This is a genomic window from Klebsiella sp. RC2, from assembly GCF_014192815.1.
Taxonomy (GTDB): domain Bacteria; phylum Pseudomonadota; class Gammaproteobacteria; order Enterobacterales; family Enterobacteriaceae; genus Klebsiella; species Klebsiella variicola.
Genome location: NZ_JACHYL010000006.1, coordinates 37,532 through 52,938 on the forward strand (window position 1 = coordinate 37,532; position 15,407 = coordinate 52,938).

The following is a 15,407-nucleotide window of genomic DNA, read 5'->3' on the forward strand; positions in this document are numbered from 1 at the left end:
CGTATTTTTTTTAGTGAATGGAAAGAAACAATGCAGCAGTTACAGAACGTTATTGAGTCCGCCTTCGAGCGTCGCGCCGACATCACGCCGGCCAATGTGGATACCGTGACCCGCGAAGCGGTAAACCAGGTTATCGCCCTTCTGGATTCCGGCGCGCTGCGCGTCGCTGAGAAGATCGATGGTCAGTGGGTGACGCATCAATGGCTGAAGAAAGCGGTACTGCTCTCTTTCCGTATTAACGATAACCAGGTTATCGATGGTGCGGAAAGCCGCTACTTCGATAAAGTACCGATGAAATTCGCTGACTATGACGAAGCGCGTTTCCAGAAAGAAGGTTTCCGCGTGGTGCCGCCGGCAGCGGTACGTCAGGGCGCATTCATCGCCCGCAACACCGTGCTGATGCCGTCCTACGTTAACATCGGCGCCTACGTTGACGAAGGCACCATGGTTGATACCTGGGCTACCGTCGGCTCCTGCGCGCAGATCGGTAAAAACGTTCACCTGTCCGGCGGCGTCGGCATCGGTGGCGTACTGGAGCCGCTGCAGGCGAACCCGACCATCATCGAAGACAACTGCTTCATCGGCGCGCGCTCTGAAGTGGTTGAAGGGGTGATTGTCGAAGAAGGCTCCGTCATCTCCATGGGCGTTTATCTGGGTCAGAGCACCAAAATCTACGATCGCGAAACCGGTGAAGTCTTCTACGGCCGCGTACCGGCTGGCTCGGTAGTCGTGTCAGGCAACCTGCCGTCGAAGGATGGTAAATACAGCCTGTACTGCGCGGTGATCGTTAAGAAAGTCGATGCCAAAACCCGCGGCAAAGTCGGCATTAACGAACTGCTGCGCACCATCGACTAAAGCAAATAAAAAGCGGGAGATATCCCGCTTTTTTTATATTTGATGCTGGCGAAAATGGATTTTTTCGTTAATTATTCAATGGTTATGATGCTATCAAAGGTACCGTTATGTACGATAATCTGAAAAGTCTTGGCATTACCAACCCTGATGAGATCGATCGCTATAGCCTGCGGCAGGAAGCTAACAACGACATCCTGAAAATCTATTTTCAGAAAGACAAAGGCGAATTCTTCGCCAAGAGCGTGAAGTTTAAATACCCGCGTCAGCGCAAAACCGTTGTCGCCGACGGCGTCGGCCAGGGCTACAAAGAAGTCCAGGAGATCAGCCCCAATCTGCGCTACGTCATCGACGAACTGGATCAGATCTGCCAGCGCGATCGCACTGAAATCGATCTCAAGCGTAAAATCCTCGACGATTTACGCCATCTGGAAAGCGTGGTCACCAATAAGATCAGCGAAATCGAAGCCGATCTGGAAAAACTTACCCGTAAGTGACAGCGTTCCCGGCGGCGCACCGCCTGACCGGGCAACCAATATAATCTGCCGCTTACGCCATGCATCCTCCAGGCCGGGTAAGGCGAACCGCCTCCCGGCATTTTTATCTCGACGCCCTATCGTTGCTCATCCAGCTGCAGGGCTATATAGAGCAGCAGCCGATCGTCAAAGCTGCCGAGATCCAGACCGGTCAGCTCCGAGATACGGTTCAACCGATACTCCAGGGTATTGCGATGAATAAACAGCGCCTTTGATGTCGCCAGCGGCTGCACGTTATGGCGAAACCACGCCTGCAGCGTACGCCGCAGCAAACCGTTGTTATCCATAGCCTTCAGACGCGCCAGCGGACGGGCCAGTTCATTGGCCTGCCAGCCGCCGCGCAGGCTGTCTAGCAGCACCGGCAGCATCAGATCCTGATAGAAATAGCTGCGGCTCTCCGGCATTCGTTGCTTACCCACCATCATGGTCGTCCGTGCGGTACGGTAAGAGCGGGCGATACTCCCGGGGCCGGTGAAGAAGTTGCCCAGCGCCACGCGAAAGCGGAGCTGACCATTCTCTTTCATCCTGGCGATAAGCTGCTCGACGCGGCGGACGTGATCGTCGGCGTCCCAGCGGCCAAAGCTGTTCAGCGCTGGTTTCAGCACCACCATTTCCGTGAGTGACACAATGGCCACCAGATTATTGCGATCAGGGGTGGTCAGCGCGTTCTGCAACTGCTGCAGTTCCGCCATCGCGCTATCCACGCCGAGCTGGCCGCTGTCCACCTCAATCATCGCCACCACCCGCGGCTGATTGAGATCGATACCTAACCGCTGAGCCCATTCGTTCAGCGCCGGGGTATGCTCTTCCGCCTGAATCAGGTTCATCACCAGCTCTTCGCGCAGGCGGCTGTCCTGCGCAAGGAGATGCATCAGCCGCGACTGCTCCAGCATCATCTCTGCCGTCATGCACACCAGCTCGCCATATTTCCGCAGCGACTCCGGCTCGCCGGTCAGGCCGATCACCCCGACGATTTCACCTTCGAGGCGTAGCGGCAGGTTGATCCCCTGACGCACGCCGTGCAGATGGCGAGCGACCGCATCGTCGATATCCACCACCCGCCCCTGAGAAAGCACCAGCAGCGCGCCTTCGTGCAATTCACCAATTCTTTCCCGATCGCCGCTGCCGATAATCCGCCCGCGGGCATCCATCACGTTGATGTTGGTATCGATGATGCGCATCGTGCGCGCCACAATATCCTGCGCCATTTTGGTATCAAGATGCCAGCCAGCCATGTAATCCTCCCCTATGCAGGGCACCAGCATAAAAGAGTCTCCTTCCTGCTGCATTGTGCATATGCCCGAAGGCGGGGCGAGATATGTGGAGTTGTGGAAGTGGTCACAGAACGAAAAAAAAAGCCCCTGCCCTCGGCGAGGGAAGGGGCTGTGGCGCTTGCGCTGACGATTACTGCAACAGCAGGTAGATAGAGGCGTCGCCGCGCTGAATGTTCAGCGCCAGCACGGACGGTTTGGCGTCGAAGATTTTCCGCAGATCGGCGATGTTTTTCACCGGCTGCTGATTCGCCCCGACAATGATATCGCCTTTCTTGAGGCCAATCTGCGCCGCCGGGGTGCCGGCTTTCACATTGTTGACCACCACGCCCTTATCCTGACCCTTGTTACTCATTTCCGCCCCTTCAATCCCGTTGAAGATGGTGCTGGAATCCACCTGGGTCTGGTTGCTCTGCTGCAGTTCGACGGTAACGGTGACCGGTTTGCCGTCGCGGAGCAGGCCAAGCTCAACTTTGCTGCCGATAGGCATGGTGCCGACCTGAGCACGTAGCGCGGCGAAGCTGCTGATCGCCTTGCCATTGAGGGTGGTGATCACGTCGCCGGCTTTAATGCCCGCTTTGGCGGCTGCCGAACCTGGCATCACCTGGCTGACGAAGGCGCCGCGCTGGGCGTCGACTTTCATCGCTTTCGCCAGTTCAGAGTTCAGTTCGGTGCCCATGATGCCCAGCTCACCGCGTTTCACCTGGCCATATTTCACCATCTGCTCGGTCAGGTTTTTCACCATGTTGCTCGGGATAGCAAAACCGATACCGATGTTGCCGCCGTCCGGCGCCAGGATGGCGGTGTTAATGCCGATCAGCTCGCCGTTGAGGTTCACCAGCGCGCCGCCGGAGTTCCCGCGGTTAATCGCCGCATCGGTCTGGATAAAGTTTTCGTAGTTTTCCACGTTCAGGCCGCTACGGCCCAGCGCGGAGACAATCCCGGAGGTCACGGTTTCGCCCAGACCAAACGGGTTACCGATAGCCACGGTGTAGTCGCCGACGCGCAGCGCATCAGAATCAGCCAGCTTAATCGCCGTCAGGTTTTTCGGATCCTGAATCTGAATCAGCGCGATATCGGAGCGCGGATCTTTGCCCACGACTTTGGCATCAAACTTACGGCCATCGCTCAGTTGAACCTTAATCGTGGTGGCGTTGTCCACAACGTGGTTGTTGGTCACCACATACCCTTTGGCCGCATCAATGATGACGCCGGAGCCCAGCGCCATGAATTTCTGCTGCTGGCCGCCGTCAGGCTGACCGCCCTGTCCACCGCCCTGGCAAAACGGTGAACTCTGGAAAGGAGAACCATCCTGGCAGAACGGCGAATTATCGCCAAAGAACTGCTGGAAGTTACGCGGCATCCGTGGGGTATTAACAGTGGTGCTACCTTCAACGTTAATGCTCACCACCGATGGCATCACCTTCTCCAGCATCGGGGCCAGGCTTGGCATCTGCTGTGCATTAGTGGCCGAAGATGCCGTTTCTGCCGCGCTCGCAGAGAGCGGGGACAACGCAAGACCTAAACTCAGAGCCAGTGCACTCATTGCTAACGTGGTTTTTTTCATCAGTTTCAATCTCAATATCAGATAACGAAAGTTGCTGTGTACGTGACTATCAGAGTCATTTTATAGCGCTAAGTTCCGGAATTAAGTTTCTGGAAAAAGTAAAAATTTATTGTCCATCTTTACAAAACTCCAGCCTATTCCACCGCCATCAGTCGCCGATATTCATCCCACGCATACAAATCCGTCATTCCGCTGATATAATCCTGGATCAGACGGCAGCGATAATAGTATTCCATCAGCGCAAATTCGGGCGCCGTGCGCACCAGCTTATTTACTGCTTCAACATAGGCCAGCCGGTGACGGGTTGAAAGTTTCTGATACAGCCGGGAGGCAATGGGTAACCGCCGTACCCGATCCTGCGCGACTAATTCGCTGAAATCCTCCAGAGATAATTTCAGCAGCGGCTGATAGATATCCAGCAGGCCGCTAATCACCCGGTAGCCCTGCAATTCCAGCTGCTCGACATCCGGATGGCTAAAGACCTGTTTCATCGCTACATTTTTATAGAGTTCCAGCAGCTGGCTGCAATCGCTATCGTCCTCAAGCAGCGCATGATTAAAGTCGCCAGTGAAGATGGCCGGCAGGTTATCAATAAATCGGCGCGCCGCGTAGGGCACCAGCTTATTCAGCGTGTTTACCCGCAAATACATAAAAAACTGATCTTCCGCGCTCTGTCGCAGGTAATTAGCTCGCGATTTTTCCCAGGCATTTTCCACTACCTGAGAGAATAACGATCCTTTTTCATGGTTGCCCCAGGCGTCGTAAAGATGCTGATAAAGCTGCTCGGCGCTGAAAATACGTTTTTCAACCGCGTCCTCGAGATCCGCGACGCAATATGAGATGTCATCCGCGGCCTCCATAATCCAGGTTAATGGGAATCGATTGTAAGGTGCCAGATCCAGTTCTTTACGCAGGCGCGCGACATACTCTTCTTCGGCTAAATAATAGCCAGGCTTCTTCATTAAATAACTGTGACTGGCTGGCGTCGCCTCGAACCACCACGCCGGTCGGGTATATTTCAGGATGCAGCCCACCTGCGCCCAGGTCAGATTCATCCGCATCAGCGTGTGGACCAGACGAATCCCCTGCGCGTTGCCCTCAAAGCTGCAGAGATCCTGGCGCACTTTACGCCGCAGCGCATTCAGCGCCGTTTCCCCTTCGTGCAGGCGTAACGCCTGCACCTCGCAGCGATCGTCGGTCAACGGCTGGCCGAGCGCATCGCCGGGGGCCAGGCGCTGGCGAAACCAGTCGTTAATCGCCGCCTCGCCAAAGTGGCCAAACGGCGGGTTGCCAATGTCGTGCATCAGGCAGGCCATCTCAACCACGCTCTCGAATGGCCCGGTCAGCTCTTCCAGGCCATACTCTTCCAGTAGCTTCTGCTCTTTCAGCCTGCTCAGCACTTCTTTGGCGATATAGCGCCCCACCTGCTGCACCTCCAGCGAGTGGGTCAGGCGAGTACGGACCGCCGCGTTGCGCTCCAGCGGGAAGACCTGGGTTTTTTGCTGTAGGCGGCGGATGGCCGGCGAGTTGACGATCCGCCCCCGATCGCTTTCGAAGATCCGCAGGATGTCGCGCTCCGTCTCCACCCGCGGCGGCGAACGGAAGCGTCGACGCCAGTTTATCTTGTTGCGAAAATCAATCTTTGCCATAGCCTCTCCCGCGCGAGCAATACGCTTCCCCTTAAGCGCATGATAGACTATGCAACTAAACCTGACACATCGCGAGTAAATCTATGAAAATTGGCATTATTGGCGCTATGGAAGAGGAAGTTACCCTCCTGCGCGACAAAATCGAAAACCGCCAGACCATCACCATTGGCGGCAGCGAAATCTATACCGGCCAACTTCACGGCGTTGACGTCGCTCTGCTGAAGTCTGGTATCGGGAAAGTGGCGGCGGCGACGGGCGCGACCCTGCTGCTGGAGCGCTGCCAGCCTGACGTGATCATTAATACCGGTTCTGCCGGCGGCCTCGCGCCGACGCTGAAGGTCGGCGATATCGTCGTCTCCGATGAAGCGCGCTACCACGATGCCGACGTCACCGCCTTCGGTTATGAGTATGGCCAGTTGCCTGGCTGCCCGGCGGGCTTTAAAGCGGACGATAAGCTGGTGGCCGCCGCCGAAGACTGCATTAAAGCGTTAGATCTCAATGCCGTTCGCGGCCTGATCGTCAGCGGTGATGCCTTCATTAACGGCTCCGTCGCGCTGGCGAAGATCCGCCATAATTTCCCGCAGGCAATCGCCGTGGAAATGGAAGCGACCGCCATCGCTCATGTCTGCCATAACTTCAAAGTTCCCTTCGTGGTGGTTCGCGCCATCTCCGACGTGGCCGACCAGCAGTCCCACCTCAGCTTTGAGGAGTTCCTTGCGGTCGCCGCCAGACAGTCCACCCTGATGGTGGAGAATCTGGTACAGAACCTGGCACGTGGCTAAGTCGCTATCCTTCGCGCTTGCCGCGCTGCTGTTACTTGCCCCGGCGTGGCTACTGGCCGCGCCGCGGGTGGTCACCCTCTCCCCCGCCAATACCGAACTGGCCTTTGCCGCCGGGATCACGCCGGTCGGCGTCAGCAGCTATTCCGATTATCCGCCGCAGGCCAAAACCATAGAACAGGTTGCCAGCTGGCAGGGGATGAACCTGGAGCGCATCGTGGCGCTAAAGCCAGACGTGGTGCTGGCCTGGCGCGGGGGCAATGCCGAACGCCAGGTTAACCAGCTGCAGTCGCTGGGTATTCATGTCCTCTGGGTGCAGACCTCGACGATAGAAGAGATCATCGCCACCCTGCGTCAGCTGGCGCAGTGGAGCCCGCAGCCGGAAAAAGCGCAGCAGGCGGCGCAGGCGATGCAGCAGGAATACGATACGCTGAAAGCGCGCTATGCCAATGCGCCGAAGAAACGCGTCTTCCTGCAGTTCGGATCCGCGCCGCTATTCACCAGTGGTCCCGGTTCGATTCAGGATCAGGTGCTGGGGCTGTGCGGCGGCGAGAATATCTTTGCCACCAGCCGTGTTCCCTGGCCGCAGGTGAGCCGCGAACAGGTGCTGGCCCGCCAGCCGCAGGCGATCGTGGTGACCGGCGACGCCAGCCGCATTGCCGAAGCGCAGCGCTTTTGGCAACATCAGCTCACCATTTCGTTGATTGCGTTACACAGCGACTGGTTTGAACGCGCAAGCCCACGTATTATCCTCGCCGCCAAACAACTTTGTGCGGCGCTTGACCAGGTAAAATAATCATCCGGCACACCGGATGTTCAGTGGGAATCAACGATGCTTGTCTATTGGCTGGATATTATTGGCACGGCTGTCTTCGCGATCTCCGGCGTTCTGCTGGCGGGAAAATTACGCATGGACCCATTCGGCGTGCTGGTGTTAGGCGTGGTGACGGCGGTGGGCGGCGGAACCATCCGCGACATGGCGCTGGCGAATGGCCCGGTATTCTGGGTCAAAGATCCCACCGATCTGGTGGTGGCGATGGTCACCAGCATGCTGACCATCCTGCTGGTCCGCCAGCCGCGTCGGCTGCCGAAATGGATACTGCCCGTTCTTGATGCCGTCGGTCTGGCGGTGTTTGTCGGCATCGGCGTCAATAAAGCCTTTCTCGCCGGCAGTGGTCCGCTGGTGGCGGTCTGCATGGGGGTGGTCACCGGCGTCGGCGGCGGGATTATCCGTGACGTGCTGGCGCGCGAAATTCCCATGATTCTGCGCACCGAGATCTACGCCACCGCCTGTATTGTCGGCGGCATTGTCCACGCTACAGCGCACGACACCTTTCATCTCCCGCTGGAGAATTCGGCGATGATGGGCATGGTGGTGACACTGGTGATCCGTCTGGCGGCGATCCGCTGGCACCTGAAGCTGCCGACGTTTGCCCTGGACGATAACGGGCGGTAGTAAAAGCAAAACGGTAACCTTAAGGTTACCGTTTTTCGCGTTGGCTCCCTCTCGCTGGAGGAGAAGGCGCCCGGTCGCACTCGCTTTAAACGCTGAATGAGGAACCGCAGCCGCAGGTGCTTTTCGCGTTCGGGTTGGTCACGATGAAACGCGAACCTTCCAGACCCTCGGTATAGTCGACGGCGCCGCCGACCAGATACTGCAGGCTCATTGGGTCAACCACCAGGCCGACGCCCTGTTTCTCGATGGTCATATCGCCTTCGTTCACCTGATCGTCAAAGGTGAAGCCATACTGGAAACCGCTGCAACCGCCGCCGGTGATATACACGCGCAGTTTCAGGTTCGGATTATCTTCATCCGCAATCAGGTGTTTTACTTTGTTGGCTGCGGCTTCGGTAAACTCCAGCGGCAACGCTACGTCATCACTCATTTTTTGCTCCCATTGATACTTCCGGCCGGTTAAAGAATAACCGGACCTTTTGAGCCATTATCTAATACCCTGGTAAATCGTTCAAGTATTCTCCCGCGGTGCCTGCTGCGCTTTTGCCGCCTGCTCGGCCTCCTGCTTCGCCAGAGTACGTTGCAGAATGGTCGAATACAAAGGCTTACCGCCGAGGAATTGCGCCAGTAGTGTTGCGCCAAGGCAGGTAATAATCATTGGCAAAATGAGCTGATAGTTATCCGTCATCTCCAGCACCAGCACAATCCCGGTGAGCGGCGCGCGCACCGAGGCGGCCAGCAGCGCCCCCATCCCGGCGATGGCGAAGGTGCCGGCATCGAGATGGTAGGCCGGAAACAGCGGAATAGCCGCCATGCCGAACGCCGTGCCCAGCAAGGTGCCCAGCGCCAGCATCGGCGCGAAGATCCCCCCCGGCGCGCCGGAAGAGAAGCAGATCAGCGTGGTCACCACGCGGGCAATAAAGATAAACAGCAGCAAACCGACGGAGAAATTACCGGCGGCGGCGATGGGGATCAGGTTAAAGCCACCGCCCACCGCGGAGGGCTGCATCAGCCCCAGCAGGCCGCAGATCCCGCCGATGACCCCGCCCATCAATACCCATTTTTTGATATTGCCACCGTGGATGCGCTGGAAGATATCCTGGGTGCGCAGCACCAGGAAGTTAAACAGCGGACCAAAGCAACCAAAGAGCATGCCCAGCACCAGATACAGCCACAGGGTATTCACCGGGGCGTTGCTCAGCTTGCCTACCTCAATGATCGCCGCTTCGCCATTGAAAATACGAAACACAATGCTCGACATGATCACGCCGGTAAATACCGCTTTAATGGAGATCAGGTTGTAGCGAAACTGCGGGCGCATCTCTTCGATGATAAACAGAATACCGGCCAGCGGCGCATTAAAGGCCGCCGAGAGCCCCGACGCCGCACCGGTCGCCAGCAGCGTGTGCCGCGCCTCCGGACTGCGCATGCGGAAGATATCCAGCACCATGCGTCCAATGTTGCCGCCAAGCTGCACCATCGGCCCTTCGCGTCCCAGCACCATTCCGGCGCCCAGGGTCCCCATGCCGCCGATAAATTTCACCGGCAGCACACGCCACCAGCGCACCGGCCGCAGCTCCTCCAGCGCCCCTTCGATTTCCGGGATCCCGGAGCCGCCCGCCTCCGGCGCAAAGCGGCGCACGAGAAAATAACCGACCATTGCCAGCAGCGCCGACAAGATAAACGCCAGCGGCCAGACCAGATACCAATGATCGGCCACCTGCGCCAGCGCGCCGATCCGCTGGTTCTGCACCCAGTTCACGCTCTTTTCAAACGCCACGCCCACCAGACCGGCCAGCGTGCCAACCACCGCCGCCATCAACAGGACCGCCAGCGGCGTTTTATCGCGCTGAATCAAACGGCGCACCGCATCGCCGCGACGTACCCGCACGAACTGATGTGCTTCAAAAGAGGGAGTTTCTGCTTTCATGCCATTATCAATTATTGGTAATACAAATGAAGAGAGAGGCATTTTAGCCGTCCCGGCGCGCTGCGTCGTCAAAAAAATGCCCTTGCGGCACATTGTTTCAATTGGGCAAAACTTTCATAACCATCCTGGAATAACTTAGAATAGCCGATAAAACATTTTTCACGAACCAGGACCCTGGCCATGAGCAAATCTGAAAATCTATACCATGCTGCGCGCGAACTGATCCCCGGCGGCGTTAACTCGCCGGTGCGCGCCTTCACCGGCGTCGGCGGCACGCCGCTGTTTATCGAACGCGCGGATGGCGCCTATCTTTATGACGTGGATGGGAAGGCCTATATCGATTATGTCGGCTCCTGGGGTCCGATGGTGCTGGGCCACAACCACCCGGCTATCCGCAATGCGGTGATCGAAGCGGCGTCCCGCGGCCTGAGCTTTGGCGCGCCGACCGAAATGGAAGTGAAAATGGCGGCGCTGGTGACCGAGCTGGTCCCGACCATGGATATGGTGCGGATGGTGAACTCCGGCACCGAAGCGACCATGAGCGCCATTCGCCTGGCCCGCGGCTTCACCGGCCGCGATAAGATCATTAAGTTCGAAGGCTGCTATCACGGCCATGCCGACTGTCTGCTGGTGAAAGCCGGTTCCGGCGCGCTGACCCTCGGCCAGCCAAATTCGCCGGGCGTGCCAGCCGATTTCGCGAAACATACCCTGACCTGCACCTATAACGACCTCGCCTCGGTACGCGCGGCGTTCGAGCAATATCCACAGGATATCGCCTGCATCATCGTCGAGCCGGTCGCCGGGAATATGAACTGCATTCCGCCGCAGCCGGAGTTCCTGCCGGGCCTGCGCGCGTTGTGCGACGAATTTGGCGCCCTGCTGATCATCGACGAAGTGATGACCGGCTTCCGCGTGGCGCTGGCGGGCGCCCAGGCTTATTACGGCGTGGAGCCGGATCTGACCTGTCTCGGGAAAATCATCGGCGGCGGGATGCCGGTGGGCGCCTTCGGCGGCCGCCGCGAAGTGATGGACGCGCTGGCGCCGACCGGCCCGGTGTACCAGGCTGGTACGCTCTCCGGTAACCCGATCGCCATGGCCGCTGGCTTCGCCTGCTTAAGCGAAGTGGCGCAGCCGGGTGTGCATGAAACCCTGACCGATCTGACCAACCAGCTGGCGGATGGCCTGCTGAACGCGGCGCGCGAAACCGGGATCCCGCTGGTGGTCAATAACGTCGGCGGCATGTTCGGCATCTTCTTTACCGATGCCGAAACCGTCACCTGCTATCAGGACGTGGTGAAGTGCGATGTCGAACGCTTCAAGCGCTTCTTCCACCTGATGCTGGAGGAAGGCGTGTACCTGGCGCCGTCGGCATTTGAAGCCGGCTTTATGTCCATCGCTCACAGCGAAGAGGACATTAACAACACCATCGACGCCGCCCGTCGGGTGTTTGCCAAACTGTAAGGTACTTGAAGGCCTGGTGGCGCAGGGATTTTCCCGGAGGCGGCGCGCTGCGCCTTGTCCGGGCTACCAAATCGCACAGCGCTGTAGCCCCGGTAAGCGCTAGCGCCACCGGGGAGTTTCCCGGAGGCGGCGCGCTGCGCCTTGTCCGGGCTACCAAATTGCACAGCGCTGTAGCCCCGGTAAGCGCTAGCGCCACCGGGGATATTGAGGCCATCCAGGATCGTTAGCGGCTCTGCTTTCTCAGCAAATAGATAAAGTACGGCGCGCCGATAAACGTCGACAACAGCCCCGCCGGGATCTGGTAGGGGAACATAATCATCCGCCCGCACCAGTCGGCAAAGACCAGCAGCATCCCGCCCGTCAACCCGGAAATCACCATATGCGGCATCGTCCGGCGGAATCCCAGCATCCTCGCAATATGCGGCGCCATCAGGCCAACGAAACTTAACGGCCCAATGGTGAGCGTCGCCGTCGCCGTCAGGCTCGCCGCCAGCAGCAGCAACCCGATACGCGATGGCGTCAGCGCCATCCCCACCGCCCGCGCCGCCTCGCCGCCCAGCGGCAAAATGGTCAGCCAGCGGCGGCAGAGCGGCGCCAGCGCCAGCAGCGCCAGCATCACCACGCCACTACGCAGCGCCATCTCCGGCGTCGCGCTATAGGTCGAACCGGACATCCACGTCAGGATCTGCGCCATTCGCGGATCGCCGCTGGCCTGCAGCATCATCAACAGCATGGTGAAGGCGGTACTCAGCGCCATCCCCGCCAGCAGCATCCGGTGCGGCGAGAAACCGCCGCGCCCGGCGGCGATCAGAATAACCAGCAGCGTTGCCGCCGCGCCAAGGCTGCCGGCAGGCAGCAGCCAGACAAAGGCGTTGCCCGGCACGAAGAACAGCATCAATACCACACCGAACGCCGCGCCAGAGCTGATGCCCAGTACTTCCGGGCTGGCCATCGGGTTGCCGGTCAGGCGTTGAATGATGCAGCCCGCGACCGCCAGCATCACCCCGGCGAACAGCGCCGAGAGCACACGTGGCCAGCGCCAGGGCATCAGTTGCGCCAGCAGATCGCCGCTGGCCCACTGCCAGCCATGGGCATCGCGACCAAAGGTCAGCGCGGCGGTTATCGCCAACAGCAGCAGCGCTAAGCCGCCCAGCGCGAACCACGGCACGTGGCGGCGCTCAATCAGCGCTTTATCGCCGCCGTTCATCACCGGGGCGCTGATGCTGCGCAGCCGCGGCAGCAGCCACAGCAATAAAGGCGCGCCAATCAGCGCGGTGACTGACCCGGTCGAGACTTCCCGCCAGACCCGGCTGAGCCAGAGAATAATTTGATCGGAAAGCCACAGGATCAACGCGCCAATTAGCGCCGCCAGCAGCAATCGCGGCAGCAGGCGGCGGGCGCCGAGCATTTTCGCCAGCAGCGGCGCGAACAGACCGATAAAGCCGATAATGCCGACCGCGTTAACCAGCAGCGCGCTGATGGCAATCGCCAGCGTCAGCACGCCAAGCCGCGCCAGAGACAGCGCCAGCCCAAGGTTGCGCGCCACGCCATCATCGAGTCCCATCAGGGTTAACGGGCGTAGCAATAACAGCGTCAACATCGCGCCGCCGAGCAGCTGCGGCCACAGGCGTTGCACCACGCTCCAGTCGGTCTGCGTCAGGGTGCCGGTACTCCACAGGAACATGCTTTGCAGCTGATCGTGATGGAAAATCACCATCAGCTGATTGACCGCGCCGCAATAGAGACTCACTACCAGGCCGGCCAGGATCAGCGTCACCGGCGACAGACGTTTGCCCCACGAGACGCCAAACACCAGCGCCCCCACCAGACAAGCCCCAGCCAGCGCCGCAAACTGCGAGGCCAGCACGCCAGGGATGGCCCATAGCGTCGTCACCGTCATTCCCAGCTGTGCGCCGGTGGCGACGCCGAGCGTGGTTGGCTCCGCCAGCGGGTTACGCAGCACCTGCTGGAACAGCACGCCGACCAGCCCCAGCCCGGCGCCGACCAGCAGCGATATCGCCAGCCTCGGCAGCAGGCTGTAATGGAACAGCATCTGGGCGATATTATCGATATCCGGCTGCCACAGCGCCTGACGCCATTGCGCGTAAGGTAAAGCGACATTGAGGTTGACGATGCTCAGCGCGAAAGCGGCAACCAGCAGCCCGGTCAGCAGGAGAATGGCTAACGGCGAGAGACGCGCGTTCATATCGCCGCCCTCCCCTGCGCATCGGCCAGCACGCGGGCGAAATGCATCGCCGACAGCATCGCGCCATAGAACCACACCGCCGGAACCCGCTGGAAACGCCCCGCGCGCACGAACGGCATCGCCTGCCACAGCGGGGTCGCCAACAGCTGGGCCATCTCCCGATCGTTGCCATGATCGAAACAGATCACATCGGCCTCGTTAAATGCCGCCAGCCGATCAATACCGACGGTGACGCTGCCCCAGAATGCCGCTTCGCCGCGCCAGGCGTTTTGAATGCCAAAGCGGTCAAGCACCTCCTGGAACAGGCAGTTCTCACCAAATACCAGCACGTGGCGGGCATCGAGCAGCGAAATCATCAGCAGTGGGCGATCGCCACGCCCGGCAAATCGCGGACGCAGGTTCTCCATCAGCGCGTCGAATTCCGCCAGATGGCGCTTCGCCTGCTGTTGTTTACCCAGCAGGTCGGCCATTTCCAGTAGCGAACGCTGGGCCATCGCCAGCGGCCGTTTGCCGTCGCTGAAGGTGAATCCGCGGCCAGGCGCGATACGCGCCAGCTTTTCCGGCGACGGGCCATAGCCTGCCGACCAGACGATAAACGACGGTTTCATCTGCGTCAGCAGCTCAAGATTGGGTTCGGTGCGCAGGCCGACATCGATTACCGACGCGGGCAGCGCGGGTTCGTTCACCCACAGGCGATAGTTGGGAATGTCGGCCACGCCGTAGGGCGTGACGCCAAGCGCCAGCAGCAGTTCGGCCGGCAGCCACTCCAGCGCGACGACGCGCTGCGGGTCAATGTTCGCCGCCTGCGCGCCGCGCATCTGCCACAGCAGCGGCGAGAGCGCCATCGCGGTCAGCAGGCGGCGTCGGGTTATCAGAGTTGGGTTCATCATCAATAGACAAAACTTACCGGCGCCGCGCCCGCCGGGTGCGGCAGGATCCCCATCGGGATGCCGTAGATTTGTTCCAGCGTGTCGCTGCGCATCAGTACTGCTGGCGTCCCCTGGGCGATCATTTCCCCACCGCGCAGCGCGACCAGATAATCGCAGTAGCGGGCAGCCATATTGATATCATGCAGGACCGCGATCACCGTCAGGCCACGCTGCTGGCTGAGACGATGCACCAGCGCGAGCACATCGACCTGATGGGCGATATCCAGCGCCGAGGTCGGTTCATCAAGCAGCAGACAGCGGCTATCCTGCGCCACCAGCATGGCGATCCACGCCCGCTGACGCTCGCCGCCGGAGAGACTGTCCACCAGCCGCTGCGCCAAAGGCTTCAGCCCCACCAGCGCGATCGCCTCTTCCACCTTTTCGCGATCCGCCGCGCCGAAGCGCCCCAGCGCGCCATGCCACGGGTAGCGACCTATCGCCACCAGCTCGCGAACTGTCATCCCTTCCGCCGCCGGCAGCTGCTGCGGCAGATAGGCCACTTTGCGGGCAAACGCCTTGCTACTCCAGCTCTCCAGCGGCTGGCCGTCCAGCAGCACCTCGCCCGCGGAAGGCGGCTGATGGCGGCCGAGCATTTTCAGTAATGTGGATTTGCCGGAACCGTTATGGCCTATCAGGCCAGTCACTTTTCCTGCCGGGAAGGTTAACGAAAGGGGGTGAAGCAGCGTGCGACCTGGTACGCGAAAGGTCACGCCATTTAACGCAAAGGTGGTCTCAGAGTGAGGAGTCTGTTCCTGCATAGCAACAACCTGA

The 15,407-nt window shown here is 59.6% G+C and carries 14 protein-coding genes; 6 read left to right on the forward strand and 8 right to left on the reverse strand.

Going from position 1 to position 15,407, the window contains the following annotated elements; all coding sequences use genetic code 11:
• The first annotated feature begins 30 nt into the window (after positions 1 to 30).
• Both dapD and FHW76_RS18420 read left to right on the forward strand, forming a co-directional pair.
• The gene (dapD, locus tag FHW76_RS18415; protein WP_002889295.1) at positions 31 to 855 is read left to right on the forward strand and encodes a 2,3,4,5-tetrahydropyridine-2,6-dicarboxylate N-succinyltransferase; all 825 of its coding nucleotides are present in this window, start codon (positions 31 to 33) and stop codon (positions 853 to 855) included.
• Between the two features lie 107 nt (positions 856 to 962).
• A complete protein-coding gene (locus FHW76_RS18420; RefSeq protein ID WP_002889292.1) occupies positions 963 to 1,349 on the forward strand; it encodes a DUF3461 family protein in 387 nt (128 codons plus the stop codon).
• Positions 1,350 to 1,465: 116 nt separating this feature from the next.
• On the opposite strand, the gene cdaR is transcribed toward FHW76_RS18420, so the two are convergent.
• The 3 genes from cdaR to dgt all read right to left on the reverse strand — a co-directional run bounded on the left by cdaR (position 1,466) and on the right by dgt (position 5,875).
• Positions 1,466 to 2,623: a DNA-binding transcriptional regulator CdaR gene (gene cdaR, locus FHW76_RS18425; RefSeq protein WP_002889289.1), complete on the reverse strand. Its 1,158-nt coding sequence runs from the start codon at positions 2,621 to 2,623 to the stop codon at positions 1,466 to 1,468.
• Positions 2,624 to 2,792: 169 nt separating this feature from the next.
• Positions 2,793 to 4,226: a serine endoprotease DegP gene (degP, locus tag FHW76_RS18430; RefSeq protein WP_008807359.1), complete on the reverse strand. Its 1,434-nt coding sequence runs from the start codon at positions 4,224 to 4,226 to the stop codon at positions 2,793 to 2,795.
• 134 nt (positions 4,227 to 4,360) lie between these two features.
• Positions 4,361 to 5,875, reverse strand: coding sequence for a dGTPase (dgt, locus tag FHW76_RS18435; protein ID WP_039102867.1), 1,515 nt, complete (start codon positions 5,873 to 5,875; stop codon positions 4,361 to 4,363).
• An 83-nt stretch (positions 5,876 to 5,958) separates the two neighbouring features.
• Between dgt and mtnN the strand changes: the two genes are divergently transcribed.
• Genes mtnN through FHW76_RS18450 form a run of 3 tightly spaced genes read left to right on the forward strand, consistent with a single transcriptional unit; the run spans position 5,959 to position 8,110 of the window.
• The gene (gene mtnN, locus FHW76_RS18440; protein WP_008807361.1) at positions 5,959 to 6,657 is read left to right on the forward strand and encodes a 5'-methylthioadenosine/S-adenosylhomocysteine nucleosidase; all 699 of its coding nucleotides are present in this window, start codon (positions 5,959 to 5,961) and stop codon (positions 6,655 to 6,657) included.
• On the forward strand, positions 6,650 to 7,450 hold the full coding sequence (btuF, locus tag FHW76_RS18445) for a vitamin B12 ABC transporter substrate-binding protein BtuF (protein WP_012542811.1): 801 nt from the start codon (positions 6,650 to 6,652) through the stop codon (positions 7,448 to 7,450). The genes mtnN and btuF overlap by 8 nt, the downstream gene beginning before the upstream one ends.
• Before the next feature lie 36 nt (positions 7,451 to 7,486).
• Positions 7,487 to 8,110: a TRIC cation channel family protein gene (locus tag FHW76_RS18450; RefSeq protein WP_002889277.1), complete on the forward strand. Its 624-nt coding sequence runs from the start codon at positions 7,487 to 7,489 to the stop codon at positions 8,108 to 8,110.
• Positions 8,111 to 8,195: 85 nt separating this feature from the next.
• On the opposite strand, the gene erpA is transcribed toward FHW76_RS18450, so the two are convergent.
• Together erpA and clcA are read right to left on the reverse strand one after the other, a co-directional pair.
• On the reverse strand, positions 8,196 to 8,540 hold the full coding sequence (erpA, locus tag FHW76_RS18455) for an iron-sulfur cluster insertion protein ErpA (RefSeq protein ID WP_008807363.1): 345 nt from the start codon (positions 8,538 to 8,540) through the stop codon (positions 8,196 to 8,198).
• 81 nt (positions 8,541 to 8,621) lie between these two features.
• Positions 8,622 to 10,040 (reverse strand): H(+)/Cl(-) exchange transporter ClcA, encoded by a 1,419-nt coding sequence (clcA, locus tag FHW76_RS18460; protein WP_008807364.1) that lies wholly within the window; start codon positions 10,038 to 10,040, stop codon positions 8,622 to 8,624.
• 180 nt (positions 10,041 to 10,220) lie between these two features.
• On the opposite strand from clcA, the gene hemL reads away from it, so the two are divergent.
• On the forward strand, positions 10,221 to 11,501 hold the full coding sequence (gene hemL / locus FHW76_RS18465) for a glutamate-1-semialdehyde 2,1-aminomutase (RefSeq protein WP_016160319.1): 1,281 nt from the start codon (positions 10,221 to 10,223) through the stop codon (positions 11,499 to 11,501).
• Positions 11,502 to 11,724: 223 nt separating this feature from the next.
• Here the strand turns inward: hemL and fhuB are convergent, their stop codons facing one another.
• From fhuB to fhuC, 3 genes are read right to left on the reverse strand one after another with little or no spacing between them, the layout of a single operon-like run.
• Complete coding sequence (gene fhuB, locus FHW76_RS18470) at positions 11,725 to 13,707, reverse strand: Fe(3+)-hydroxamate ABC transporter permease FhuB (RefSeq protein ID WP_008807366.1); 1,983 nt, start codon at positions 13,705 to 13,707, stop codon at positions 11,725 to 11,727.
• Positions 13,704 to 14,597 carry a Fe(3+)-hydroxamate ABC transporter substrate-binding protein FhuD gene (gene fhuD, locus FHW76_RS18475; protein ID WP_183476893.1) on the reverse strand — a complete coding sequence of 298 codons (894 nt, stop codon included), beginning with the start codon at positions 14,595 to 14,597 and terminating at the stop codon, positions 13,704 to 13,706. Before fhuD ends, fhuB begins: the two co-directional genes overlap by 4 nt.
• Positions 14,597 to 15,394 (reverse strand): Fe3+-hydroxamate ABC transporter ATP-binding protein FhuC, encoded by a 798-nt coding sequence (gene fhuC, locus FHW76_RS18480; RefSeq protein ID WP_023339603.1) that lies wholly within the window; start codon positions 15,392 to 15,394, stop codon positions 14,597 to 14,599. The genes fhuD and fhuC overlap by 1 nt, the downstream gene beginning before the upstream one ends.
• Between the last annotated feature and the right edge of the window lie 13 nt (positions 15,395 to 15,407).